Source organism: Photobacterium sp. TLY01 (assembly GCF_021432065.1).
Lineage (GTDB): Bacteria > Pseudomonadota > Gammaproteobacteria > Enterobacterales > Vibrionaceae > Photobacterium > Photobacterium halotolerans_A.
This window is the reverse complement of sequence record NZ_CP090365.1, coordinates 1,300,273-1,325,341: the sequence shown is the minus strand read 5'-3', so window position 1 is coordinate 1,325,341 and position 25,069 is coordinate 1,300,273. Positions and strand designations below refer to the sequence as shown.

The 25,069-nt window shown below is 49.9% G+C and carries 22 protein-coding genes; 13 read left to right on the top strand and 9 right to left on the bottom strand.

Annotation, left to right across the window (positions count from 1 at the left end; translation table 11 throughout):
- Nucleotides 1–578: 578 nt before the first annotated feature.
- The 7 genes from LN341_RS21650 (at nt 579) to LN341_RS21620 (ending at nt 8,835) form a co-directional block, all read left to right on the top strand.
- Complete coding sequence (locus LN341_RS21650) at nt 579–1,319, top strand: SDR family oxidoreductase (RefSeq protein ID WP_046220225.1); 741 nt, start codon at nt 579–581, stop codon at nt 1,317–1,319.
- Between the two features lie 24 nt (nt 1,320–1,343).
- A complete protein-coding gene (locus LN341_RS21645) occupies nt 1,344–2,549 on the top strand; it encodes an acetyl-CoA C-acetyltransferase (protein WP_046220226.1) in 1,206 nt (401 codons plus the stop codon).
- A gap of 71 nt (nt 2,550–2,620) precedes the next feature.
- Entirely contained in the window at nt 2,621–2,968 is a 348-nt protein-coding gene (locus LN341_RS21640; RefSeq protein WP_046220227.1) for a phasin family protein, read from the top strand.
- Nucleotides 2,969–3,039: 71 nt separating this feature from the next.
- A complete protein-coding gene (phaC, locus tag LN341_RS21635; RefSeq protein WP_234205818.1) occupies nt 3,040–4,824 on the top strand; it encodes a class I poly(R)-hydroxyalkanoic acid synthase in 1,785 nt (594 codons plus the stop codon).
- 404 nt (nt 4,825–5,228) lie between these two features.
- On the top strand, nt 5,229–6,566 hold the full coding sequence (locus LN341_RS21630; RefSeq protein WP_234205816.1) for a paraquat-inducible protein A: 1,338 nt from the start codon (nt 5,229–5,231) through the stop codon (nt 6,564–6,566).
- Nucleotides 6,563–8,209, top strand: coding sequence for an intermembrane transport protein PqiB (gene pqiB, locus LN341_RS21625; RefSeq protein ID WP_046220229.1), 1,647 nt, complete (start codon nt 6,563–6,565; stop codon nt 8,207–8,209). Before LN341_RS21630 ends, pqiB begins: the two co-directional genes overlap by 4 nt.
- Nucleotides 8,209–8,835 (top strand): membrane integrity-associated transporter subunit PqiC, encoded by a 627-nt coding sequence (locus LN341_RS21620; protein WP_046220230.1) that lies wholly within the window; start codon nt 8,209–8,211, stop codon nt 8,833–8,835. Before pqiB ends, LN341_RS21620 begins: the two co-directional genes overlap by 1 nt.
- Here the strand turns inward: LN341_RS21620 and LN341_RS21615 are convergent.
- Nucleotides 8,832–9,047 (bottom strand): hypothetical protein, encoded by a 216-nt coding sequence (locus tag LN341_RS21615; RefSeq protein ID WP_046220290.1) that lies wholly within the window; start codon nt 9,045–9,047, stop codon nt 8,832–8,834. The genes LN341_RS21620 and LN341_RS21615 overlap by 4 nt on opposite strands.
- A gap of 91 nt (nt 9,048–9,138) precedes the next feature.
- On the opposite strand from LN341_RS21615, the gene LN341_RS21610 reads away from it, so the two are divergent.
- A complete protein-coding gene (locus LN341_RS21610; protein WP_234205814.1) occupies nt 9,139–10,044 on the top strand; it encodes an ROK family protein in 906 nt (301 codons plus the stop codon).
- 673 nt (nt 10,045–10,717) lie between these two features.
- Here the strand turns inward: LN341_RS21610 and LN341_RS21605 are convergent.
- Together LN341_RS21605 and ylqF are read right to left on the bottom strand one after the other, a co-directional pair.
- The gene (locus tag LN341_RS21605; protein WP_234205812.1) at nt 10,718–11,878 is read right to left on the bottom strand and encodes an MFS transporter; all 1,161 of its coding nucleotides are present in this window, start codon (nt 11,876–11,878) and stop codon (nt 10,718–10,720) included.
- Nucleotides 11,879–12,609: 731 nt separating this feature from the next.
- Entirely contained in the window at nt 12,610–13,557 is a 948-nt protein-coding gene (ylqF, locus tag LN341_RS21600) for a ribosome biogenesis GTPase YlqF (protein ID WP_046220291.1), read from the bottom strand.
- A gap of 362 nt (nt 13,558–13,919) precedes the next feature.
- Between ylqF and LN341_RS21595 the strand changes: the two genes are divergently transcribed.
- The 4 genes from LN341_RS21595 (at nt 13,920) to secF (ending at nt 17,807) form a co-directional block, all read left to right on the top strand.
- Nucleotides 13,920–14,375, top strand: coding sequence for a potassium channel family protein (locus tag LN341_RS21595; protein WP_234205810.1), 456 nt, complete (start codon nt 13,920–13,922; stop codon nt 14,373–14,375).
- A 115-nt stretch (nt 14,376–14,490) separates the two neighbouring features.
- Nucleotides 14,491–14,958: a hypothetical protein gene (locus LN341_RS21590; RefSeq protein WP_234205808.1), complete on the top strand. Its 468-nt coding sequence runs from the start codon at nt 14,491–14,493 to the stop codon at nt 14,956–14,958.
- A 72-nt stretch (nt 14,959–15,030) separates the two neighbouring features.
- Nucleotides 15,031–16,878: a protein translocase subunit SecD gene (gene secD, locus LN341_RS21585; protein WP_370643773.1), complete on the top strand. Its 1,848-nt coding sequence runs from the start codon at nt 15,031–15,033 to the stop codon at nt 16,876–16,878.
- Between the two features lie 2 nt (nt 16,879–16,880).
- Complete coding sequence (gene secF, locus LN341_RS21580) at nt 16,881–17,807, top strand: protein translocase subunit SecF (RefSeq protein ID WP_234205804.1); 927 nt, start codon at nt 16,881–16,883, stop codon at nt 17,805–17,807.
- A 136-nt stretch (nt 17,808–17,943) separates the two neighbouring features.
- Here secF and LN341_RS21575 read toward each other — a convergent pair whose 3' ends face one another.
- From LN341_RS21575 to LN341_RS21560, 4 genes are read right to left on the bottom strand one after another with little or no spacing between them, the layout of a single operon-like run.
- Nucleotides 17,944–19,326: an ABC transporter ATP-binding protein gene (locus LN341_RS21575; protein WP_234205802.1), complete on the bottom strand. Its 1,383-nt coding sequence runs from the start codon at nt 19,324–19,326 to the stop codon at nt 17,944–17,946.
- Complete coding sequence (locus tag LN341_RS21570) at nt 19,323–20,120, bottom strand: ABC transporter permease (RefSeq protein ID WP_046220239.1); 798 nt, start codon at nt 20,118–20,120, stop codon at nt 19,323–19,325. The genes LN341_RS21575 and LN341_RS21570 overlap by 4 nt, the downstream gene beginning before the upstream one ends.
- Nucleotides 20,117–21,070 carry an ABC transporter permease gene (locus LN341_RS21565; RefSeq protein ID WP_046220240.1) on the bottom strand — a complete coding sequence of 318 codons (954 nt, stop codon included), beginning with the start codon at nt 21,068–21,070 and terminating at the stop codon, nt 20,117–20,119. Before LN341_RS21565 ends, LN341_RS21570 begins: the two co-directional genes overlap by 4 nt.
- Nucleotides 21,063–22,592 (bottom strand): ABC transporter substrate-binding protein, encoded by a 1,530-nt coding sequence (locus LN341_RS21560; RefSeq protein ID WP_234205800.1) that lies wholly within the window; start codon nt 22,590–22,592, stop codon nt 21,063–21,065. Before LN341_RS21560 ends, LN341_RS21565 begins: the two co-directional genes overlap by 8 nt.
- A gap of 294 nt (nt 22,593–22,886) precedes the next feature.
- Between LN341_RS21560 and LN341_RS21555 the strand changes: the two genes are divergently transcribed.
- The gene (locus tag LN341_RS21555; protein WP_046220242.1) at nt 22,887–23,114 is read left to right on the top strand and encodes a hypothetical protein; all 228 of its coding nucleotides are present in this window, start codon (nt 22,887–22,889) and stop codon (nt 23,112–23,114) included.
- A 103-nt stretch (nt 23,115–23,217) separates the two neighbouring features.
- Here LN341_RS21555 and LN341_RS21550 read toward each other — a convergent pair whose 3' ends face one another.
- Both LN341_RS21550 and LN341_RS21545 read right to left on the bottom strand, forming a co-directional pair.
- Nucleotides 23,218–23,760 carry a hypothetical protein gene (locus LN341_RS21550; protein ID WP_052729942.1) on the bottom strand — a complete coding sequence of 181 codons (543 nt, stop codon included), beginning with the start codon at nt 23,758–23,760 and terminating at the stop codon, nt 23,218–23,220.
- A 170-nt stretch (nt 23,761–23,930) separates the two neighbouring features.
- Nucleotides 23,931–24,908 carry a GlxA family transcriptional regulator gene (locus tag LN341_RS21545; protein ID WP_234205798.1) on the bottom strand — a complete coding sequence of 326 codons (978 nt, stop codon included), beginning with the start codon at nt 24,906–24,908 and terminating at the stop codon, nt 23,931–23,933.
- Between the last annotated feature and the right edge of the window lie 161 nt (nt 24,909–25,069).

The window sequence follows — 25,069 nt, the reverse complement described above, 5'->3', positions numbered from 1 at the left end:
AAAAGAACAAAAAGATTGATCCCCCTAAATAATTTTCCAGTGAGGTCAGATGTGTTTTTTTTGTTGCAGTTATGCTGCGCTTCATCACCTTCCCACTAAAAATAAAATTTCCTGAAGCGATTTATTGATCAGATTAAATATGGTGCAACCCTGCACCATTCAAGTGCGAAGCATTGAGTTTTGCGGCGAGAATATGAATCCGGAAGTAGGAAATCGCTTGATTCACAGCATTTTGTAAACTTGGCATCCCTCATGCATTGAAATATTCCGTTAACAAATTGAACTTATTATGTAATCGATTAATTGATACGTGGTTGATTCCATAGAGGGATTTTATGAAGAAGATGAATTCCCTATATTGATATCTATATGTGTCTGTGTTCTTATAATAATTATGCAATGTAGGCGTCACACAAGTGACTTGTGGGGTGGATACGCTGCGTAATCGTGGTGCAGGGAACAGGTCTGGTTCAGATGTACAGCAGCAGGTTCTCTTCAGAAAAAATACAAAATGTCCATCAGTAATATAAGCGAGATGTGTGTTTTGTATTGGTAACGGATGGAAAGGAGTCTGGTAAATGACAAAGGTAGCATTAGTAACTGGCGCTAAAGGTGGTATTGGTTCTGCAATTACTCAGGGTTTAGTAGATGCAGGTTATCGTGTGATTGCCACCTATTTCCCAACAGGTGAAGCAAAAGCCAAAGAGTGGTTTGCTGAAAACAATTACTCTGATTCTCAAGTCCGCTTACTCCCTCTGGATGTTACGGATGCTGCATACTGTGAAGAGGCACTGACTACTCTTTTAAAAGAAGAGGGTAAGATTGATGTGCTGGTTAACAATGCAGGGATTACCCGTGACAGTACGTTCAAACGTATGACGGTCCAGCAATGGAAAGAGGTGATGTCCACGAATCTGGACAGCCTGTTTAATGTGACTCATCCTTTGTTTGCTTCAATGTGTGATAACGGGTTCGGCAGAATCATCAATATTTCTTCTGTGAATGGCCTGAAGGGGCAGTTCGGTCAGGCAAACTACTCAGCAGCTAAGGCTGGCATGATTGGTTTTACCAAAGCACTGGCGGCAGAAGGCGCACGTTACGGTGTTACTGTTAACGCGATTGCACCGGGGTACACAGGTACACCTATGGTTGAAGCAATTAAACCAGAAGTGCTGGACGCGATTAAGGCTGAAATTCCTATGAAGCGTTTGGCACAACCGAATGAAGTATCAGCATCAGTGAACTTCCTGGCCAGTGATGCTGCAGCCTATATTACCGGAGAGACCCTCTCGGTAAATGGCGGTTTATACATGCACTAATGAAGAAGTAAGGACACTCGACACATGACCAAAGTTTATATTGTTGCAGCCAAACGTACACCGATCGGCAGCTTTAATGGCGCACTGAAATCTGTTCCGCCCGCGCAGCTTGCTGCTGTTGCTATTAAAGGTGCACTGGCTCAGGCAAATGTTGACCCCGCTAAAATTGATGAAGTGATTTTAGGAAATGTTGTGGGTGCCGGTCAGGGAATGGGACCTGGTCGACAAGCTGCAATTTATGCAGGTATTCCAGAGCAGGTACCGGCTTATAGCCTGAACATGGTATGCGGTAGTGGTATGAAGGCCGTTATGGATGCCGCTGCGCACATTAAAGCCGGTGATGCTGAACTGATCGTTGCTGCTGGTGCGGAAAGCATGTCGCAAATTCCGTTCACTGTGCCTGCTTCTATCCGTGACGGACAGAAAATGGGTAATCTGCAACTGACTGACTTGCTGATTAACGACGGTCTGACCGATGTGTTTAACCAGTACCACATGGGTGTGACGGCTGAAAATGTCGTTGAAAAAGTGGGTCTGACCCGTGAGCAGCAGGACAATTTTGCGCTGGCAAGTCAGCAGAAAGCGGTCGTTGCCATTGAGCAGGGTAAATTCGCTGAAGAAATTGTGGCTGTTGAAGTGAAAGAGCGTCGTGAGACGAAAACGGTTGATACGGATGAATATCCGAAAGCCGATGCAACATTGGAAGGCTTGCAGAAACTGCGTCCGGCATTTAAACCTGAAGGTTCGGTAACCGCAGGGAATGCATCCGGGATTAATGATGGTGCGAGCGCCATCATCGTGGCTTCTGCTGCCGCCGTAGAAAAATATGGTTTAACACCGCTGGCAGAAATCGAAAGTTATGCACAAGCGGGTGTTGCCCCTGAGGTCATGGGTCTTGGCCCTGTACCAGCGGTGATGAAAGCCCTGGAGAAAGCCGATTTAAACATTGATTCAGTGGGTCTGTTTGAGTTTAACGAAGCCTTTGCCGGTCAGGCATTGGGCGTGTTGCATGAGTTGGCTGACAACTTGAATACCAAGGTCGAAGATTTGGCCGAACGTAGCAATGTGAATGGTGGTGCGATTGCCCTGGGTCATCCTCTGGGTGCATCGGGTAACCGTATTATTGTCAGTCTGCTGCACGAGATGCGCCGCCGTGGAACAGAGTATGGCCTTGCCACATTGTGTGTCGGTGGTGGTATGGGTACAGCTATTGTACTGAAAAGTGTCTAAACGACTCGTTAACTAACTGGCGTCAGTATCCACTGGCGCTGAAAATAGCACTTAAATTAAGGAAACATATTATGTATACGGAAATGTTTAAATCTTTCTCTGAGCAAACTGAAAAATCTCTGGCACCTTATGTGAAATTCAACAAGCTGTTCACGAAGAACGTGGAAGAGCTGACTGAGCTTCAACTGGCAGCGGTACGTGCTTACAGCGATTTGGGTTTGTCTCAGCTCAAAGCAATCAGTGAAATCAAGGATCTGCAATCACTGACGTCTTTCCAAAGCCAACAGCTGGAAAACCTGACGAACCTGTCTAAGCAACTGGTTGATGACAGCAACAAGTTTTCTGCACTGGCTCAAGGCTTCAAAACTGAAGTTGAAGAGTTGGTCGCAGAGAATGTAAAGCAAGTTACACCAGCTTAAGTTCTTTTCCTGTCTTTATGCCGTCCCGTCTTGTGGACGGCATTTTTAGTCCAAAAGCTGAGGTCATCGCGATGAACCCGAATTTTTTCACGGACTACTTTGCTAAACTCCAGGAAATGAACCAAGCGTGGTGGAAGGAGTTTGATTCCGGCAAGGCAGCCATTAATATTCCGCTCAACAAAGCGCTGAGTGAGTTGAATCTGGAAGACACAACGGCTTGGCTGGAAAGTGCATCTGCCCAGCCTGCGGTGATTGCAAAAATTCAGATGGATTGGTTTGAAAGCCAGATGAAGATTTTGCAGAACGTCACTCTGACGGGTGATAGTCAGGATGTTGTTACGCCGGCACATGATGATAAACGATTTATCGATCCTGCCTGGCAAAACGAAGCTTTTTATAACTGCATCAAACAGTCTTACTTGCTGTTCAGCAATAAGATGAAAGAGACCATTGATTCGATAGAAGGATTGGATGAGAAAGCGAAAGAACGTTTGAATTTCTTCTCGCGCCAGGCCATCAATGCACTATCGCCGACCAACTTTATTACGACCAATCCCGAGCTGGCAAAACTGACGGTTGAAACCAACGGTCAGAACCTGATCAAGGGAATGGAACTGCTGCATGAAGACATGCAATCCAGCGCGGATGTGCTGAAAATCCGCATGACAAACGGTGATGCATTCCAGGTGGGTGATAATATCGCCAATACACCAGGACAAGTTATTTTTAAGAATGACTTGTTTGAACTGATTCAGTATAAACCGCTGACAGAAACCGTAAATGCGGCTCCCATATTGATTGTTCCGCCGTTTATCAATAAATACTACATCATGGATCTGCGAGAGAAGAATTCGATGGCTCGCTGGCTGGTGGAGCAGGGGCATACTGTCTTTATGATCTCCTGGCGTAATCCTGATGCAACAATGCAAGATGTGGATTTTGATACCTATGTATTGGAAGGTGCGCTGAAAGCATTGGATGTCGTTGAAAATGTTGCAGGTGACAAGCAAATTCACACGGTCGGTTATTGTATTGGCGGGACATTATTGGCCACAGCCTTGGCCTACAGCGCTGCGAAACGTATGCGTAACCGTGTGAAATCTGCCACTTTCTTTACCACGATTCTCGATTTCTCCCAGCCAGGTGAAATTGGTGCTTACATTAATGATCCGATTATTTCGGCCATTGAAGCCCAGAATGAACTGAAAGGCTATATGGACGGTCGCTCATTGAGTGTGACCTTTAGTCTGCTGCGTGAAAACAGCTTGTACTGGAACTATTACGTTAATAATTACCTGAAAGGAAACAGCCCAATCGATTTCGATCTGCTGTTCTGGAATGGTGATAGCACGAATGTGGCTAAAGCGTGCCACAGTACATTGCTGCGTCAGTTCTATCTGGAAAATAAGCTGATGGATCCGAAAGGGTACAAAGTGGGTGGTGTGTACATTGATTTGTCGAAAATCAAAGTACCAACTTACTTTATTTCTACTCAGGAAGATCATATTGCTCTGTGGCAAGGGACTTATCGCGGTTCGAAAGTCCTGAAAGGAGATTCAGTCTTCGTACTGGGCGAGTCTGGTCATATTGCTGGTATCATTAATCATCCTGAAAAAAATAAGTATGGTTTTTATACCAACGATAGCGCTGAATCCGATCCTGAAGCCTGGTTGGCTGGGGCAACTCACCACGACGGGTCATGGTGGAATCACTGGAATACCTGGTTGAATGGCTTTAATTCTGAAGAACCGGTGCCTGCTCGTGACATCGGCAATGAAAGCTTCCCGCCGACAGGCCCAGCGCCTGGTGACTATGTGAAGCAAACATTACCGATTGAGTTTTCAAGCCCGAATTGATTATTTAGTTGAACGCCAATATCAGTATTGTAAAAACCAGTGGCTCGCCACTGGTTTTTTTATGGTTGAAACACAAGCGTGTTTATTCGTCTGAAACATTGGTGCCTGTCCTGGGACAGAGATTAAAGTGCCTGTCCCGATAATCAACGTCATTCGTGGTGTTAAACTGTCTGTCCCGACAGTACTGGCCAGTATGCAGATCCCAAGTTTGGTCGAGGCCAGAATTAAAGTGCCTGTCCCAACAGCCCCTTCTGGGGGACGATTGTTAAAGTGTCTGTCCCGATAATACGCGTCATTACATTTCATCCCACTGTATTTGAACGTTTTATCTCTGAAGAAATCCCCCTCATCCAAAGCGTCCCTATCTATACTGGTTTTATGACGACCGAACAGGTAAAGATCGGATGCAACACGAGCAGCAAACAGTGGGGATAACAGGGTGTGAGGAATGCGGCTTGGTGGTTGCTTTGCCAGAGTTAGAGCCGGGACAGCGTGCATCTTGTCCGCGCTGCGGGCATCTGCTGATGAAAACCATTAAGCATCCTCAACAGCGAACATTGGCCTATGGGTTTGCCTGTCTGGTGATGCTGGTTCTGAGTGTCAGTTTCCCGTTTATGTCGTTCAGTGTGCAAGGTATTCAGCAAGAAATTACTCTGATGCATTCTGCTCAGATGCTTGCTCAGTTCGAGAATAGTTTATTAGGCCTGTTGTTGTTAATGACAGTTGTCATTTTACCGGCTTGCTATATCACCTCCGTGCTATATCTGTACTGGGTAAGTACGGAGCACGGAAAAATTGAGAGTGATAGTGTCAGCCACAGAGTCAAAAGTTTATGCCGGCTGACGCTTCGTATTGAACCCTGGCTCATGGTGGATGTTTTCCTGATCGGCATTCTGGTCAGCCTGATCAAAATTGCTGCGCTGGCTGATGTCGGATTGGGCATGTCATTTTGGGCATTTTGTCTCTATACCGTGCTGGTTGTGAAATGTGTCGCCATGGTCGACCGAACATGGCTCTGGTTACAGTTTGCACCTATGGTGCCCTTGCCTGAAGTAAAAGCGGGTGACAGTCATCATTCGCGGAACCATATCTCCTGCCACACTTGTGCGCAGCTCAATCCTGTTGTTGAAGGTCATCATCAAAGATGTATACGCTGTGGCGGAAAATTGCATCCGTATCATCCGGCTAAAAATCTGCAATATGCCTGGGCGTTATTGCTGGCTTCAGCCGTTTTTTTATTCCCGGCGAATCTGTACCCGATGATGTATACGGTCAGCTTGGGAAAATCGGAAGGGTCAACCATCATTGGCGGTGTTGTGCTGCTCTGGCATCACGGTTCCTATCCCATTGCTATGGTGATTTTTATCGCCAGCGTGGTGATTCCTCTGGCGAAGATTGTTGCACTGGGGTGGCTCTTTTATGCTGCAGGGCGAAACATAGACGATGAAAACAGAAAAGCCATCCGGCGCTTGAAGCTGTACAGGATGGCTGAGTTCATCGGCCGGTGGTCGATGATAGATATTTTTGTTGTAGCGCTTCTGGTTGCTTTGGTGCAGTTACAGAATTTGATGGCGATTTATCCGGGACCGGCTGCCTTGTCATTTGCTTCAGTGGTCCTGCTGACCATGTTAGCGGCGATGGTGTTTGATCCGCGTGTTTTCTGGCAAAACCTGCAGCCAGGAGAGAAAACAGAGCGGTTGTCAGAACAACCGACCACGATTCAGAAGGAGCCCCATTCATGAGTGATCAAACGCCACCAAAGGCTGAAGTCAGCCAGATTCGACAGCTATCGCTGATATGGCTGGTTCCGATTGTTGCTGTATTAATCGGTTTTTGGATGCTGATTCAGTTTCTGGCCAGTAAAGGTCCGGAGGTGACGCTCAAGCTCAATACCGCCGAAGGTCTTGAAGTGGGCAAAACTGAAATTAAAGCTTTGAATGTTAAAGTGGGTGTCATCACCAAGGTTAAACTCAGTGATGATTACAATTCAATTTTAGCGACGGCGCAGTTAGATAAGGACGCGGAAAGAATGCTCAAAACCGATACGCGGTTTTGGGTGGTGAAACCGCGTATCGGTAAAGAAGGGATTTCCGGGTTAGAAACCTTATTATCCGGCGCGTATATCGAGTTGCAGCCTGGTGTAGAAAATGATGAGCAACGAACATTCACCGTTCTGGATATTCCTCCGGTAGCGCCGCTGGACGCGAAAGGTTTACGTTTGATTTTGACCCATGAGGAAGCAGGAAAGCTCAGCGTTGGTGATCCTGTTCTGTATGAAGGGTTCACTGTCGGTCGGGTAGAGCAGGTCAGCTTTGATACCCAGTCTAAAAAAGCAAATTATCAGCTATTTATCTTCGAACCCTATGATGGCCTGATTCGAAAACGGACCCGGTTCTGGTTAACCTCTGGTGTTGAACTGAATATGTCAGCTGAGGGGTTTAACCTCAAAATCGGCTCGGTGGAATCGCTGATCACAGGTGGCGTGAGTTTTAATGTTCAGCAAGGCGCTGAGCCTGGCGAACTCGTCACCAAGCAGCTCAGCCGATTCCGGTTGTATAACAATCAGAATGAAGTACGTGAGCGCTTTTATGATCAGTACCTTGAATATGTATTGCTGTTTGACGAATCAGTCCGTGGGTTGAGTGAAGGGGCGCCGATAGAATATCGCGGGATCCGTATTGGGACTGTGTCCAAAGTGCCTTTACGTTTACCCAATCAAACTCGTGGTTTCTCCAATCAGCAAATTCCGGTGCTTGCCCGGTTAGAGCTCGCGCGGGTGCAGGAGTATGTAGGGACTGAAAACCTGCAGGCTTTACAGGAAGATCTCAGCCATCAGTTTCGGGAAGGTTTACGTGCTTCATTAAAAACAGCGAACTTCCTGACCGGACAACTCATGGTAGATGTGGAGTTTTACCCGGAGGAGCCGGATCCCAGGCTGCTGACTTATCAGGAATATGATGTCTTTCCCACAAAAGCCGGCGGGTTCGCTGAAATTCAGAAACAGGTCGCGTCTTTGCTTGATAAATTAAACAATTTGCCGGTGGAGAATACCCTGAACGGGTTGAATCAGACGCTGGTTGCAACTGAGCGTACCTTGAAAGCCGCCGAGCAAGCAGCAAAAAGTGTGAATGTGCTGCTTGCACAACAGGACACCAAAGCCATACCAGCGGAGCTGCGAAACAGTCTGGCTCAGATTCAGGCAACATTAAACAGCTATGGCTCCGAAGGTGCCACTTACCGCAATCTCGAGCAGGTGCTGATCCGGTTTGAGCAGGTGATGAAAGAGTTACAACCTGTACTGAGGCAAGTAAACGACAAACCGAATTCACTGATCTTTTCAGACAGTAAAGGCAAAGATCCAATACCCGCAGCAGGAGCACAATAATGCATTTTCGTCATGGTTTACTTTCTGTTATTTGGCTCACTGGCTTATTGTTGGCAGGTTGCAGCAGTCAGCCTGAAGAATCTGATATCACCACTTACCTGCTGCCCCAGGCCCCAGAGCAATCGGCACCGGCCTTGGTGACGCAGCAACCAATATTGGTCGTATTACCGGTTGAGATGGCGCTGCATTTGACGGGCACGGGCCTGGTATACCAAACCAGTAGTACGGCTGTAGTCCAGGCACAGCAAAATTTGTGGGCTGAAGATATTGTCCGGCAACTCACACGGCGCATTAACGGCGATCTGCGTTTGAAGCAGTCACGTTACTGGCCGACAGAGTTATCTGCAGCGATCAAAACGACGAATGTGCCCAAGTTGCAAGTCAGGGTTAATGCGTTCAATGGTCATTTCAGCGGTTCTGCCTACTTCAGTGGTGAGTGGATCCTGACCGGGCAAACCGGTGACCTGAAAACGGTGCAACCATTCAACTTTCAGGTCCCCTTAAAAGAACCAGGCTATAGTGCGCAGGTGGATGCCCTGTCGGAAGCGGTGAACCGGTTGACCACTCAGGTCGCTCAGCGTGTGTCAGCGGTCACTTTGTATTCCGGAGAGCGCAGCAGCCTTTAACGTTGTTGTAAGCGGTAGTATCCGTTCATCCAGCACTCGGGCAGCCCTTCACCAGAGGGAAAAGCCAGCTGTTGTTTGTCTACAGAGACAGGGTCTGCCAAATCTTCACCGGATTGAAACTGTACAGTGACATGACGCTTAAAAGGATTGGTGAGTGAGGCCATGTCGACCACATCAACCAGATCCCCGGTTTTCGCTTCTTTCAAAAACATAATACCGACCTCCGGCATTCATCAGGTCTTGGAAAGGGTATTCTAATTATGGTCGATTTTATCTCAGGCGTGGAAAAGGAGACGGTTGTTCATGGATTCGTATTATTGGGGCATTGATCTTGGGGGCACCAAAGTTGAGTGCGCCGTGATGGCGCGTTCTGATAATCGCTGCATACTTCGTGAACGTATTCCCAGTCAGGCTGAGCAAGGTTACACACATTTGCTGCAGCGAATCAAGCTGCTGGTGGATCGCTGCGCAGAACAGCTGGATTGTTACCCGAAAGCGATTGGTTTTGGAACGCCGGGTGTGCTGGACCAGGCAACAGGCGTCATGAAAAACTGTAATTCAACGGCCTTAAACGGGCAGCCACTGGATGCTGATCTGGCTGAGTTGCTGAATGTTGAAGTCCGGCTGGCGAACGATGCGAATTGTCTGGTGCTGGCAGAAACGCATTTAGGTGTGGTGAAACAGATCAATCCTGATGCTGAAGTCGTTTTTGGCATCATTATGGGGACTGGTGTGGGCGCTGGCATTGTGGTGAATGGAAAAATTATTCACGGCTTGCATGGCATAGCCGGTGAGTGGGGACACAATGTTATCGAGCCACAAGGACGCGCGTGTTATTGCGGAAAATACGGCTGTCTCGAAACCGTGATATCCGGGCCGGGTTTGGAGCAAGCTTATCATGACAGGACAGGTAATCACTTATCTTTAAGTGACATCATGCAACTGGCTCAGCAGGGCGATTTGGATGCCAGATCTGTGGAGGAGCGATTAATCCACTATTTTGGCCTTGCCGTTGCGCAGGTGGTGAATATTCTGGATCCCGATGTGATTATCGTTGGTGGTGGTGTGGGCAATATCGACAAGCTATACGATGCAGGCAGGCAGGCGATCATGCCACATTTATTTAATTCCGTATTAAAAACGCCTGTTGTGAAACCGATTTTAGGGGATAGCGCAGGCGTTTTTGGTGCTGCGATGTTAGTGAAATAAGCCAACTGCTTTCTGCCAGACAGCAAGATAATGATATGAATTGAGATATCCTCCTCGGTTCTTGTAAGAGATATCTCACAATGACGTGGGAGATTACGTTTATTTTAATGCTGTTAATTCTCATGGAAAATAAATTAATCTTTATCATTCAATCTGATAGGTTAAATTACTGAGTTGTTGCTTTAATTGACATGTAAAGTGTGATCTTCGTTCGTTGCGCAGAATCCTGAATCGAGTAATCTGTACCGCGTCGGAAGGAACTGACGGAACGGAACAGGAACAGGCCACGGATTTTGGCAGTCTCAGGATGAGACCGGTACATCAGGACGGCGTATCGACAAGGACTGTGAAGGGAACAATCGGATGGATTCGATACAGTAGGTAGGAAACTTACTGGTCAGGATGACAAAAGGACCACTTCAGGAAGAAGTCAGGGACACCTCCAGGACGGAGAAGAGAGTTGTAACAGGACGTTGCAATGGGTCAGGAAAGACCAAGTGGAACATCTCCGGGAAGGAGTTTTAGGGAAACGCTGAAGGATACAGCAATATCAAGGAATGATGCAGGGAGCACCTAAGTAGCTGGATTGCTGCAAGTAAGACCTAAGGGCGCAACGAAAGTTGCGCCCGCTCTTTTTTACAGCCAGAAACTTTTGTTTCCCGAAAAAGCCCTGTCAACCCGCCACAATCTGTGGCTTCTGCTTCAGACTGACCATCAGCATATAAACTGCCGTGCTGGCCAGAGCAACAAAGAAGAAGTTGTTCAGTCCGTGCTCTTGTTCCAAAAAGGTGCCGGCAACCAGTGGACCGGCAACAGAGCCGAAGCTGTAGCTGAAGAGCATGATCTGTGTGGCTGAAACGATCACTGATGAATCCAGCTCATCACATGCCAGCGAGATTGCAATCGGGTACAGCGCAAAAGAAGACATCCCCAGCAGCGCTAAGCCCACCACCATAATACTGTAACCAGGAATCAGGCTCATCAGTCCGGTTGCAAAAATCCCTAACAGGCAGGCTGCGGCCATCAGCAGGGTTTTACTCATCTTACAGGACAATGCGCTGACGACAGGTTGAATGGCCATGCCGCCCAGAACAGTTGATGCCATCAAGCCACCAATTTGTTCTGCTGTCAGATTTTGCATCTGCAATGAAATGGGTAACAACCCATAGACAGAACTCATGACAATACCTGAGACGAAACAGCCCAGCACCGCAGGTTTGCTCAATGCAAAAATCTGGCGGGCAGACAGGCTGATATGTTGTTCGCAAGCCGGTTGTGATTGCTTGCATGCCAGCGCGGGTAGTGTCGCCAACGCGATCAACCCCAGAATACTGGCAAATGGCAGCAATCCTTCCACCCCAATAAAGCCAATGCCAAACTGCCCCAGCGTACCGCCGCCGTACAGGGCTGTCATGTACAAGCCCAGACGTTTGGCTCGCTCTTTTTTGTTATCGCCAATCAGTAGCCAGGACTCAACGACCACAAAGATGCCTGCCACAGCGATACCGGCCACAAAGCGTGCAATCAGCCAGGTCAATTGCTCAGGAACTAGCGGCATCATGACAATCGTGACTGCCAGCAGTAGCAAAAAGCTGACAAACGCCATTCTGTGTCCGATACGTGCGACGACTTTTTCGACCAGCAAAGCGCCAATCAGCAAGCCCAAATAAAACGTACTGGCCAGCCAGCTTGCCAGAGAAGCTGGCAGCGCAAAAAAGCTTAATGTCAGTGGGATCAGGCTCATGAGATAACCTGATGCAATAGCAAAAATCGCCAGGCCGACAACCGGTACAAAAATACCGCCGGACTGACGTGTCGCAGTGATATGACTCACTACACAAATCTCCAAATTAAAGGGTGCTGGCCTTGCAGGGGAGCCGTTTGGGTCAACAGCTTTGAGGTGGCCTGCGCAAAGACGTTACAGGGGATGCCTGTGTATATTGCGCAGAATATGGACTGAAAAACGGTGAAGGTAAAATGAGAAAAAGTAATATCCAGAGTCGGTTTTTCTCACACATATTATATGGAAAATTGGCTATTTAGAGCTATTAGTGTTTAATTAGGTTAAATTGGTGTTAACCATAATGTTAGTTGTTATTATTCAGGTATTTATAATTTCGTAAAATAGATATTAGCTAGTTATTTAGATGTGTAAATATTTGTTGTCTATCAAATAATTTTGGTTAATTTTTAACCTTTCATGAGCTGGCAGCATAAAATTATTTCTTTTATATCTCATTGTCAGCGTTCGTCTCGTGAAAAGAGGCCCGGTAGTTCTTTTTGGTGCAAAGATTCACTTATCCAGTGCAAATTTTTAGGGTTGTTTTTGGCTAACAAGCGGCAGGAATTATATCAACCGCTTACAAATCAATAGCTTAAAAAGTTGGCACGATGTGTGCTTTGTTATAGTCAGGCTGTGGTGGTGAAAACTTGTCATCTTTCAGGTCATTGATGACAAGCGATCTCCAAGCCACTGCAGACTACTGAGTGTAGGTACATTTTGTCGTGATTGACTGTGGTGCTGTTCCGCGTAGCGGGGGAACAGCACCTTTTTTTATGTGGCGATTATCGCTTGTTTCTCAGATAGCGCTTACGTCTTTCTTCTTTGTTTTTGGCTTTATCGGCCGCTTTACGTTCGTTGTCCAGAGCCACATCAATCAGTTCCTGCGTGATCATTTCAGGGCGTTCCATGGTGATTTGCCCCAGTGTACCATTGCGCAGTTCGTTGATCAGAATCTCAGACGCTTTGTGTAAATCGACTTTGCCGCCTGAACGTAAGCAACCGCGTTTACGGCCAATCGCTTCCATCAGCTCAATTTCAGATTCCGGTAATTCATCTTCCAGCTCGTAACGCTTCTGTAAAAGGTTCGGGTAGGCGTCTTTCAAATATTCCACCGTAAAGAAAGCCACATCAATATAGTCCATGGCGGTATCTTTGACGGCACCGGTCGCGGCCAGTCGGAAACCACTGTGCGGGTTTTCTACTTTTGGCCACAAAATCCCCGGGGTGTCTGACAGCACGATGCCGTTTTGCAGATTAATGCGTTGCTGTTGACGGGTAACGGCAGGCTGGTTCCCTGTAATGGCAACGGATCGACCCGCGAGGGTATTGATGATGGTTGATTTACCGACATTGGGAATTCCCATGATCATGGTGCGGATGTTTTTGCCCATTTCCTCACGGTTTGGAGCCAGTTTCCGGCACAGTTCCAGAATTTTGTTCACTTCATTCTGGTTTTCTGTGGTGATGGCCATGGCTTTCACATTGTGCTCTTTTTCCAGATGCGCAATCCACAACTCCGTCATGTCGGGATCAGCAAGATCGCGTTTGTTCAGCACTTTAATCACGGGTTTATCGCCTCGCAGAGAGGCAATCAGCGGGTTTTCGCTGCTGAAGGGGATACGGGCATCAAGCACTTCAATGATGACGTCGACTTTTGGAATGGCTTCTTCAATTTCTTTGCGGGCTTTGTGCATGTGGCCCGGAAACCATTGGATACTTGTGCTAGACATTAAAAATATAAACCTTTTACTTGTTTTGACAGTGCTTTGAGTTTGAAAGCTTTGGTTCAATATCAGGTCATTGACACCCAAAAACGGATGTTTCTGAGGGTGGTTCACCGAGCAGAAAACCACACTCAAAGCCACAATGAATTGCTGTGATCTTAACACTATAACGGCGAAACGTGGTAGACGGTTGACGGGAGAGGCTTATCTGATGCCACTGGTTCAATTGATCTCAGTGCTGTGCCGCTGAGTCAACGTTTTGGCAACCGGCGAAGCTGATTGCTTGCACATCGCATCAGGGGATCAGCGGTGCTTGTATCGTGAACCTGAGTGTAACTGACCGGTCCGAACGGGGCGAGGTATACCACATGCTGATCAACATTTTTCTGGGTCTGAGCGTCATGTTCATCTGCCTGATGTTCCAAAGCGTACTGCTGGTTGTGTCTTTGTCATTTTATGTCAGTCATCATGCCTGGGTCGAAAGTCCGCGGCTGGGGTCGCGACTGCTTTTGCTGATGAGTGTGATGACGCTTTTGCTCATCGGTAACCTCGTACAGATAGGTGTCTGGGCCTGGCTGTTTTACGGATTAGATGAGTTCACTGACTTTGCGACAGCTTATTATTTTTCTTGTGTGAACTTCGCCACCCTGGGGTATGGCGATATTGTGATGTCCGAGCGCTGGCGTTTACTCGGACCAATTGAATCGTTAAACGGGATTGTCATGGTGGGGGTCTCCACCTCAGCTCTGTTATGGACACTGCAGGACACACTGCGCGTCATGAATCAGAAGAATAAGCCAGCTGAGTCGAGGGGTAAGTCTTAGCCGCACGATCAGAATCCCGAATCAGTTATCCAACGAACCTGTTTTGCTCACATTTTACTTGAGCACCGTCACACTCGGACTTATAGTGCGGTGTTGGTTATTGAGTTGGCATCTTATGTCCTGGCAGATGATTCGCATGTTCTGGTTCTCGTTTTTTGCGCTGTTTTTCTCTGCGCAGGCGATGGCGTGTCCGGAAGATCAAGACACTGGAGCGGCGGTCAAATACCAGGTCGTTGCAGAATCCCGCCTGATCAATGCTGCTCTCTGCGAACCTTCTGCCCGCCATAAACAATCATCGGATTCAGCACCGGTAACCCAATCGCAGCAATCGGGTTCTGCCGTCGCTATTCTCCATTCTTTTCGCTGGAACATCCCGCAGCGTTACCATGTTCACGACGGTGATCCGGATCGGCTGGATCTGACATCGCTTTTGTATCCCGTCAGCGATAGCCGCCTGACACAGCGCTTTGTTCAGCCGCCTGATTACGTGGCTTATCAGGATTTTCGCCCTTCTTATCGTCTTTCCGGCTGGAAAGAGACCAACGCCATGTATGTGGCACTCAACAGTCATTACTTCATCTGATTATCCCTCGTCATTGAGTGACATTGTCACATTTATTGTTTTTTAACTCGGCACATCGCTGAGGGGATATTGATGAAGAAAAATCATTCGAGAGCATCCGTTCGGGTGCTGAATCACTATGCTGCCTGGAAGTATCTGGTCCTGGTGGTCACTGTGGTGATACTGGCATTGAGTGCCATTCCAACCTGGTACGGCGAGCAGCCGTCTATTCAGATCCAGTCAGCCAACGTCGACAGTGAGCTGAATCATGTGGTCAGCGTGGACCGATACCTGAAACAGCAGGGGATCGAGGCGCAGGAAATTACGCAGCAAAACAACCAGATGACCATCGTTTTTGATAACGAAACGGATCAGTCTCAGGCACGTGAAGCGCTGGATAAGCGGGTGCAAGAAGGCGATAGCATCACCTATTCATACGTCTCCGTGGCACCTGAGTGGTTCGGAAAAATGGGTTTCAGCCCGATTCAGCTCGGCCTGGACTTACGTGGTGGCGTGCAGTTTCTGCTGAATGTGGATATTGATACCGCGTTTCAGGAACAGCGCGCCGCCATCGTGGATGATGTCACGCAGATGCTGCGCAGTGAGCACCTGCGCGGCGTACGCATCAGGCTGCAAGGTACGGATGGTTTCAGCGTCGAAACCAAAGCTGAGCCGAAAGGCGATACTGTGTTGCGTCAGGTCAGCCAGTATGTGAAACAGCATTATCCGGGCTGGGAAGTCAAACGGGGCGCAGATAGCCTGAGCGTAACACCGACCCAACAAAACAAGCTTGATTTCCAGTCGGCGACGCTACAGCAGAACCTGAAGATCATGCGTGATCGTATTGAAGAGCTGGGCATTACCGAAGCGCTGGTTCAGCGGCAGGGCGAGCACAGCATTCGCATTGAGCTACCGGGTGTGCAAGATCCGTCGCAGGCTAAAAATGTGATTGGTGCCACCGCCAGTCTGGCATTCTATGAAGTGAAATCGGGTTCTGAAGCCGGCGCCAGTGAGGTGATCCGGCTGAAAGATAACAATGGCCAAACCGTGATTCTGAATCAACGTCCGGTCCTGAGTGGTGAGCACATTGTCAATGCGCGGGCAGGGATGGATCCGATGGGCTTCTCGGAAGTGAACATTTCGCTGGATCATGCCGGTGGCAAGATCATGAGTGAGTTCTCAGGCAAACATATCGGGCAACCCATGGCGACCGTCTACCGCGAATACAAAACCAATGCCCGGGGTGACACCGAGCGTAGCGAGCGGGTCATCAGTGTTGCGACCATTCAGTCGCAGCTGGGAAACCAGTTCCGCATTACCGGAGCGGGTTCCCCTGAAGAAGCGCAGCAACTGGCCTTGCTGTTACGTGCAGGCTCGCTGACCGCACCGGTGACGATTGTCGAAGAGCGTACCATAGGCGCATCGCTGGGCGCGGAAAACATAGAAAACGGTTTTGCAGCACTGGCATTAGGTATGGCGCTGACGCTGACCTTTATGGCCTTGTGGTATCGCCGTCTTGGCTGGGTGGCCAATGTCGCGCTGATGGCCAACATGGTGTGTCTGCTGGGCCTGATTGCCTTACTGCCAGGTGCGGTGCTGACGCTGCCGGGGATCGCCGGGCTGGTACTGACGGTGGGCATGGCAGTGGATACCAATGTGCTGATCTTTGAGCGAATCAAAGACAAACTGGCAGAAGGCCGGAGCTTTGCTCAGGCCATCGATCTGGGCTTCAGCAGTGCATTCAGTACCATACTGGATGCCAATATCACGACTATGATTACTGCCCTGATTCTGTACTCGATCGGAAACGGGCCCATTCAGGGCTTTGCGCTGACATTGGGGCTGGGACTGCTGACCAGCATGTTTACCGGCGTATTTGCATCGAGAGCATTGATTAATCTGGTTTGGGGACGCGACAACCGTCGTGATGTGAGGGTATAAAGATGATGTGTTATTTGACATCCAGGATTCGGAAAATCCGTTTTATCACCAGCGTCGTGTCTGTGGCGCTGATGGTCATTTCGCTGGCAGCCTTTGCTGTCAAAGGCTTGAATATGGGACTGGATTTTACCGGGGGGATGGTGACCGAAATGCGCATCAGCCCGACGGTGACCAGCCATCAACTGCTGGACGTACTGAAACCGGCACTGGGTGAGTCCACCTCAGTGACGACATCCGGTGCTGACGGGCGCTGGATGATTCGCTACGCGTTGCCTGAACAAGCAACGGTGCAAGGGGCAGAACAAAGCCAGACAGCGCCCGATGTCGCGCAGTTGCTGCACCAGGTATCCGACAATGTCGACATCATCAGTAACAGCATGGTGGGCTCTCAGGTCGGTCAGGATCTGGTCGAGCAGGGCGGACTCGCACTGCTGGTGAGCGTTTTGTGTATTTTGGCTTACCTCTGCTTCCGTTTTGAATGGCGTCTGGCCAGCGGGGCTTTACTGGCGCTGATTCACGATGTCGTACTGGTTCTGGGCTTTTTCGCGCTGACTCAGATGGAATTTAACCTCACGGTATTCGCGGCTGTGCTGGCGATTTTGGGTTACTCGCTTAACGATTCGATCATTATTGCAGACCGGATTCGGGAAATGCTGGTTGCGAAACAGCACACGCCGACGGCAGAGATTAATGATCAGGCGGTGATCGCGACGTTTTCACGCACCATGGTGACCTCTGGTACCACGCTGATCACCGTTGCGGCGTTGTGGCTGATGGGGGGGGCAGCGTTAGAAGGTTTCGCGACTGCCATGTTTATCGGCATCATTTCCGGGACCTGGTCATCGATTTCGATCGGGACTGTATTGCCTGAATGGTTAAAGCTGGAGCCGAAACATTACCTGCCAGCCGAGGTCGATTCAGCACCTTAATTTCGCTGGTTGAGAGAGGCCGGTTTATGCCGGCCTCTTTCTTGTTGCTCGTTATCGATAGAATGAGCAGGCTTGTCAGTTTTTCTTGATGGGCCAGTTCCAGCGCTCATCATTATCTGCTTCAGTCAGATGATCGCTACAGCTGAATGATCTTGTGGCAGGTTTTCTCCAGCGCCACTTTGTCATGGCTGATCAGCACTAAAGCACATCCCATCTCCTGAGTCAGTTCCACGATCAGTTGGAGCGTACTGGCTGCCGTAATGGGATCGAGACGTGATGTCGGCTCATCGGCGATCAGCAGCTTGGGCTTCATCAGCAATGCCCGCAGAATGGCAAAGCGCTGCAGTTCACCGCCAGAAACCTGAGTGGCTTTACGACTCAGCAGATCCTCAGAAAGTGCCAGCCGTTGCATCAGCGGTTGAATATGACGGGTATCCAGCTGATGGTGACGGCACAAATCATTGAGCAGCGTCTGCAGTGTGGCACTTTTGGCAAGTGCGCTGGGGGGATCCTGATACAGTTTCAGGGCATCACCTGTTTTGAGCTGCTGTTTGTTCACCATGCGGCCCGCCGATGGGCTCTGTAAACCCAGGATCAGATCTGCGAGGGTTGACTTGCCACAGCCGCTGTCGCCGCTGATGCCGAGAATTTCACCTTCTGCCAGCGTAAAACTCAGATCGCGGAACAGCGTTTTATCGCCAAACTGCATCGTCAGTGATTCGGCTTCTATCAGCGGCTGATCTGTGTCTGGCAGCGTTGCCTGCGGCCAGAAACGGGGATCGGCGGCGATCAATGCTTTGGCGTATGCCGATTCCGGCTGTTGCAGAAGGCGTTCGGCCGGACCGCGTTCCTGAATGACGCCTTTTTTCATCACGATGATTTCACCGCCTAACCGCTGAGCCACTTCTATATCGTGCGTGATAGTCAGAACAGCGCCGCGTTGTTTGTGGCTGACGAGTTGCTCGATGATCTGATCTTTACGGCTGGCATCCAGCCCTTTGGTCGGTTCATCGGCGATCAGCAGCTCACCGCCTGCCTGCGTTGCACACAGGTACGCCACCCGCTGCGCCATGCCCCCGGAGAGCTGATGCGGGTATTTCGCCATATCCTGCTTCAGCGCCACGCTGGTGAACGCGCGCTCGGTATGGGCCTGTGCCTGCGCTTTATCATTGTTGACGATCTCATGCACTTCACGGACCTGATCACCCACGGCCATCAGGGGGCTGAGCGCATACCATGGCTCTTGCGGCAGTACCGAGAGTTTTTTCCCCCATAATTTCTGCCGCTCAGACAGGCTCAGATCCTGCTGCGCCTGTCCGAACAGATGAATGTGCCCTTGCATCGACAGTGTGTCGGGCAGGGTGCCGATAATGGCATTGGCTAACAGGCTTTTACCTGAGCCGGTTTCACCGAGAATCGTGACGGCCTCACCTTGGCGCAATTCAAAGGACAGCGGATTGACCAGCATCTGCTGCTGCGCCTGTACCGAGAGTTGTTCGACATTTAAGAGTACGTTCATGACTGTTTACCTTGTGCCAGCAGGTGGAAACTCATCACCAGTAAAAAGACCACAGCGATGGGTTGCATCAGCACCCAGGGCGCTTGCTGGTAGTAACGGAACAATTCGACCATCATCAGGCCCAGTTCGGCTTCGGGCGGCTTGAGTCCGACATAGAGAAAACCGATGGAAGCCAGTGCCAGAATGGCATTGCCGGCGCCAAAACAACCCAGCGTGAACAGATCTGTTTTCAGCTCCGGCCAGAGATGGCGTTTGAACTGATACCAGGCACCAAAACCATAAAGCCGGGAGGCTTCGATCTCCGCAGAGCGCAGCAGCACCTGCGTACGGCTGCGAACCACCCGGAAATATTCAACCCAAAGCATCAGTGAGATCGCCAGATACAGGATCATAAAGGAGCCCGGCACCATCGCGCCAAACAGCAGTACCAGAATCAAACCCGGCAGTGACAGCAAGATGTTCACCAGCCAGGACAGGCTTTTATCCCACCAGCCGCCTTTCCAGGCTGCGATGATGCCAGTCAGCAGGCCGAGTGCCGCCGAGGTTGCCACACTCACCAGTGCCATCAGCAAGGATGTTGTAATCGCGCTGCCCAGGCGGGCATAGTTACTGCGCCCGTAATGGTCGCGGCCCAGCGGCTCCTGCCAGCTTGGCGTCGCAAATGCCTGAGACAGCGACTGCTGCGCCGGATCGCCTTGGTAAATCAGGGTTTCGATGGCGGTGAACAGTACCAGAGTGGCAAGCACACAAAGACCCAGCCACTGACGGCGGGAAAGTGATGTAAATACTGTCATGCCATCACCTCTTGCTTCGACAGACGCTGGCGCGGATCCAGCAGGTACTGGGAGATGTCGACCAGTGTATTGATGGCCACAAACAGCAACCCCATCATCAGGGCGGCACCCTGGATCACCGGAATATCGCGACGAAAAATCGCGTGGGATAAAGCATGGCCAATACCGGGCCAGGAGAACAGTGATTCAATCATGACAATACCTTCCACCAGACTGACCGCCTGGATGCCGACGAAAGCCATGACCGGCAGTGCGATATTGAGCTGACCATGGCGGCTAAAAGCCTGCTCGTGGCTCAGTCCTTTCAGCCGGGCAAACTGAAAGTAGGGCGCGTTCAGCACCTGATGGGTTGCGTTGCGGATCATCCGGCTCGACATGGCGGCCATACTGAGTGCCAGCGCCAATGCGGGCAACACCAGATATTCCGGACCGCCGAAACCTGCCACTGGGAACAGGTTGAAATGTAAGGCAAACACCAGCACGAGCAACAGACCAATCAGAAAGACCGGCTGGGCCTTGATGATAATGGCACTGAACAGCGCAGCATGGTCGCTCCACTGATTGACGCGGCGGCCACAATACAGGCCGACCGGAATGGCAATGAGCAGCGATAAACCCGTGGCGGCGGCGGCCAGTAGCAATGAGTGACCTAACTGGTGAGACAGGGCCTGTATAACAGGTTCTCCGCTGACCAGAGAATGACCCAGATTAAAGTGCAGCAAATCCCACAACCAGTTGAAATACAACTCAATGCCGGAGCGATCCAGCCCCAGCTCAGTCTGAACAGCTTGCGCCGCTTCGGCATCGACGTAGTCGTAGCCATAGCGTCCCGCTGCAATACGATAAGCGATGTCACCCGGGATCAGGCGCATCAGCACAAAAGTCAGTGTGCCGACAGACCAGGCGACAAACAGCGCCTGGCAGAGCCGGGAGAACAGAATTTTAATCATTGAACTGCATCTCCGACACCCGGTAGTTGATTTCAAACGGATCGAATGTGAAGCCACTGACCTTGTCGTTTACCGCAACAATCTGGCGATAATAAGTCACCGGGATCAGCGGCATTTCATCGGCCAGTAATCCGGCTGCCTGCCGGGCCAGCTGGCGGTATTTCACTGAGTCCGGCTCTGCCGCGAGTTGTGCCAGCAGGTGGCTGAAGGTGGGCGAAGACCAGTGCATTGGTCCCCAGTCTGAGCCTTTTTCAGTGGCGAAGTCATTCATCAGCAAAGGAAGTGGGTCGGCCAGAGTACCAAAGTTACGGGCGATCAGGGCCATTTCCAGACTGTTGTCATGATGTTTGGCCGGAATTGCACTGGAGTTATCAATCGAAATCTGAATATCGATCCCCAGTTCACGCCATTGTGCCTGAAGTGCTGTGCCGATCAGTGGCAGTTCCGGGCGATCGGCGTAAGTGACAAGCTGAATGCGAAAAACCTTGCCGTCTCTTTCCAGCAGACCCTGCTCGTTCGCGCGCCAGCCTTGTTCAGCAAGCAGTGCTCTGGCCTGTTCCAGATTACGCTGAGCTGTGTCTTGCCGGTTGATATGCCAGGCCCCTAAGGCCGGGGAAAAAAGCTGGTAGGCTTCCGAACCCGGTAAACGAAGTACCGATTGGGCAATTCCTTCCCGATCCAGCGCCAGACTCAATGCCTGACGCACCGACTTGTGATTCAGAAACGGATGGGCGTTGTTGAGTTTTACCAGCACAGTACGCGGCATAGACTCGACATGCAGCTGCAGATTGTTGGCCGCTTTCAGGCTGTCAATACTGATCGGGTCCAACGTGTAGACCAGATCCATCTGACCACTTTGCGCCAGCAAAGCCCGGCTTTCAGAACGGTGGCCCGCCAGATATTCAATGGTTTCAATGTGCGCTTTCTGGCCCCAGTAGTCGGCAAAACGGCTGGCTTTAGCTTTGTGCGGCGGCTGTAACGCGTCAATCTGATATGGACCTGTCCCTTGCAGCGCCACGATCTGACCGTTCTCGCTGAAAGAGCCGGGGATCACAATCGCGGTTGAGTAGTGTGCCAGCACAGATGGCAGCGCGCGGAATGGGCGATCCAGCGTGATGATCACCTGGTTCTCCCTCGCCTGAATGGATTGGACAGGCACCTGGCGAATGACACCTGGTTTGCTAAGCGCCAGATTGAGTGACTGAGCAACTGCTTCGGCTGTGAGCAGGCTGCCGTCGTGGAATTTGACGCCCGGGCGGATATTGAATACCCAGTTCAGGCCGTCTGCACTTTGCTGCCAGCTTTCAGCCAGCAACGGGGAGAGCTCTGCCTGTTCATTGATGCCAACCAGTGACTCCACCACTTGCAGACGGGAAAACAGGAATCCGTCTTTCGACATATCCTGACTATTAAATTCAAATGGGCCTGAAATGGCCAGCGTCTGGGAAGCCGGCGAAGACGGTTTCCAAAAGACGAGGGCGCCAGCAGCAACCACGATGACGAGCAATAAGATCTTTTTCATGTGCCTTTAAAATGATTTGTTATAACATAACAATATTCCAGCATGAGAAAGGTTCTCATGTCCAGCGGATTTTTTCTGGTGACCAAGAAAAGTGAATCATCTCGAAGACTGTCAGGTGAAATCAGAGGGGGTGTCATCAGTAACCTGGAAATAGCTCCCTATTTCACTTCACGAGAAGCGAAAAAATGCTGATAACTTGTCGTCCGTTCAAGTTACATTCAACTTTACTGTGCGAGGCTGGGCGCCTGGATAAAGGTATTTTCCTGTGTCCTGTACCTGATAATGAGGTGACTGATGAAAAATATCCTTACTGGTGTGATTGCACTGGTTGTCGGTTTCTTTGCGTTGACCTTTGCGGCAGTCATGGGATTGACCATGGCGTTGATTGCATTGATTGCTCAGCCGTTTCTCAAGCGCAAACTCGCGAAAGAATTTGCCACGTTCAATGCCGCGCAAACGGATGAGATGACGCCAAAAGGGCGTGTCATTGAAGGGGAATACGAGCCGGTTCAAAGCCGATAAAACTCGACCCATGCCAGATACCGGACGCCAGCACACAGTGCTGGCGTTTGTTATTTCTGTGGCTGTAACCTTTGTGTTTGAGACAACATCATGTTGATTTTTATTATTTTGTCACCTGATTGCTCAGACACTGTAAAAAATCATCCAGGTGCCCTTCCTCCAGATAGAACCGATAGTGCTTGTTGGCACTGTGGAACTCGAAACGACCTTCATCTTCGACGATTAGTCTGACCAGGAGATCAAATGCTTGTCTTGGGTTTGTGCTGCCCAATCTGACCAAATGGGAAATGCTGTAGCTGCGGGAGGTGTCCGACAGGTTCAGACTGCCGTAATACTTCTTCCAGTCCGCAGTGAAAATTTCAACAGGCTGACCGGTTCGAAAATAACTGAAATTTTCGAAGCCATGCGGATAAGAGATGTCAGCTTTCAGCGCGACATAACGCCGGTTAAAGCCGTGATCCGCGACGAGCGCCATCTGAAAGTCCGGTTCAATGTTGTTGTCCTGATTTCTGGCCAGATGGTACAGGTCTAACCGGCAGGAGCGGTCATCCAGTTTTGTGGTGCTGGTCGGCAACGGCTGTGGGGGGGCGCTGGCAGCAGAGCAGGCGACAAACAGCATGAAAAACACTGGGAGACGACCATACATCACTTGATTTTCCAGTTCATCGAGACAGACATTACCCAGTTGAACCCGAGATCTTATTGAGTTGTTAGTTACTCATAGCATAGCGACTGGGTGACTATCAGTGGGGCAGAGAAGCAGGCTAAATGATTGATCCGGCAATTAAGTGATGCTGAATCTCAGAACTGAGGAATTCAGGCCTGATAGATCTTCGCTTTGACCATGTGACGGTACTGAGACGGGCTCAATGTAAACTGCTGCTGAAACCGGGTACTGAAATGATGGGCGTCGCGGTAACCGACTTGTTCTGCGACATCCTGAAGCGACAGTCCAAAATCACGTAATAAGATTTGTGCCGCTTCCATGCGCAAAGACTGTAAATACTCATGCGGGGTCTGGCCGACCTGGGTTTTAAACCGGCGTTGAAATGTCCGCAATGGCAGGCCGCACTGCTCAGCCACGTCTTTTGCGGTGATAGGCCGGGATAAGTTGCGTTTGAGCCAGTCTTGCGCCAGCGCGATAGACTCATCAAACTGAACTTCTCCCCCTATCTGATAGAAGGGTTGCTGATCTGACTGAGAAATTTCGTGCCCGAAATGTGTTTCAACCGTTTTTGCCACACTCTGGCCAAAATGCTCACGGATTAAGTACAGAATCAGCTCTGATTGCGAGTTGATACTAACAGTACAATACAAACCATTCGCCACAGTAATGGATGCCTGACGGTTCAGCACCACAGCCGGGTAGCGCGCGGCAAATTTATCGTAGTAATACCAATGCGTGGTCGCAACTTGCTGATCAAGCAGTCCGGTTTCGGCCAGCCAGCAGACACCGGTACCAGTCGCGATAATTTTAGCGCCCTGCTGATACTGTTGAGTTAGCCATGGCACCAGCCCCGGACATTGCTTCAGCGCAGAAATCGGATTGCCCCAAATAGGCGGCAGAATCACAAAATCGAACTGTCCGGATGCTTTCAGGGTCAGATCCGGTTGTAACCGCAACCCGGATTTGACCGCTGGTGGCGAAAGGCTCTCTGCAACAACGGAAATTGAAACAGGTTTTGACCTCTGATCCTGTTTGGGTCTCAGACTGGCAGCACTGCTCAGCATCTCTGCAGCAAGAGAAATACCCGTGATTAACGCACGTGGATACAGGACAAAGGCAATCTTCATGGTCAGCACTCTGTTTTAAACATGATGGCAAATGAAACGGGGCGATATTTTCTGAACCTGAGCTGAAGCCGGCAGTTCATCCAGACACAAATTTGTCATCTTGAGCAGTTTTGGCGTTGATGTCAGTAATTATGGCGTAAAAGCCAGGTGAAATGCCAGTG

Bases quoted from the DNA above. Each gene is read 5' to 3' on its own strand.
- LN341_RS21590 (WP_234205808.1), top strand. From the start codon at position 14,491: ATGTCCTGGCAGATGATTCGCATGTTCTGGTTCTCGTTTTTTGCGCTG.
- secF (WP_234205804.1), top strand. From the start codon at position 16,881: ATGATGTGTTATTTGACATCCAGGATTCGGAAAATCCGTTTTATCACC.
- LN341_RS21615 (WP_046220290.1), bottom strand. From the start codon at position 9,047: ATGTTTTTGAAAGAAGCGAAAACCGGGGATCTGGTTGATGTGGTCGAC.
- LN341_RS21650 (WP_046220225.1), top strand. From the start codon at position 579: ATGACAAAGGTAGCATTAGTAACTGGCGCTAAAGGTGGTATTGGTTCT.
- LN341_RS21595 (WP_234205810.1), top strand. From the start codon at position 13,920: ATGCTGATCAACATTTTTCTGGGTCTGAGCGTCATGTTCATCTGCCTG.
- LN341_RS21575 (WP_234205802.1), bottom strand. From the start codon at position 19,326: ATGAACGTACTCTTAAATGTCGAACAACTCTCGGTACAGGCGCAGCAG.
- LN341_RS21620 (WP_046220230.1), top strand. From the start codon at position 8,209: ATGCATTTTCGTCATGGTTTACTTTCTGTTATTTGGCTCACTGGCTTA.
- LN341_RS21645 (WP_046220226.1), top strand. From the start codon at position 1,344: ATGACCAAAGTTTATATTGTTGCAGCCAAACGTACACCGATCGGCAGC.
- LN341_RS21610 (WP_234205814.1), top strand. From the start codon at position 9,139: ATGGATTCGTATTATTGGGGCATTGATCTTGGGGGCACCAAAGTTGAG.
- LN341_RS21555 (WP_046220242.1), top strand. From the start codon at position 22,887: ATGAAAAATATCCTTACTGGTGTGATTGCACTGGTTGTCGGTTTCTTT.
- LN341_RS21565 (WP_046220240.1), bottom strand. From the start codon at position 21,070: ATGATTAAAATTCTGTTCTCCCGGCTCTGCCAGGCGCTGTTTGTCGCC.
- LN341_RS21545 (WP_234205798.1), bottom strand. From the start codon at position 24,908: ATGAAGATTGCCTTTGTCCTGTATCCACGTGCGTTAATCACGGGTATT.
- secD (WP_370643773.1), top strand. From the start codon at position 15,031: ATGAAGAAAAATCATTCGAGAGCATCCGTTCGGGTGCTGAATCACTAT.
- LN341_RS21640 (WP_046220227.1), top strand. From the start codon at position 2,621: ATGTATACGGAAATGTTTAAATCTTTCTCTGAGCAAACTGAAAAATCT.
- LN341_RS21550 (WP_052729942.1), bottom strand. From the start codon at position 23,760: ATGTATGGTCGTCTCCCAGTGTTTTTCATGCTGTTTGTCGCCTGCTCT.
- LN341_RS21630 (WP_234205816.1), top strand. From the start codon at position 5,229: ATGCAACACGAGCAGCAAACAGTGGGGATAACAGGGTGTGAGGAATGC.
- LN341_RS21560 (WP_234205800.1), bottom strand. From the start codon at position 22,592: ATGAAAAAGATCTTATTGCTCGTCATCGTGGTTGCTGCTGGCGCCCTC.
- ylqF (WP_046220291.1), bottom strand. From the start codon at position 13,557: ATGTCTAGCACAAGTATCCAATGGTTTCCGGGCCACATGCACAAAGCC.
- LN341_RS21570 (WP_046220239.1), bottom strand. From the start codon at position 20,120: ATGACAGTATTTACATCACTTTCCCGCCGTCAGTGGCTGGGTCTTTGT.
- pqiB (WP_046220229.1), top strand. From the start codon at position 6,563: ATGAGTGATCAAACGCCACCAAAGGCTGAAGTCAGCCAGATTCGACAG.
- phaC (WP_234205818.1), top strand. From the start codon at position 3,040: ATGAACCCGAATTTTTTCACGGACTACTTTGCTAAACTCCAGGAAATG.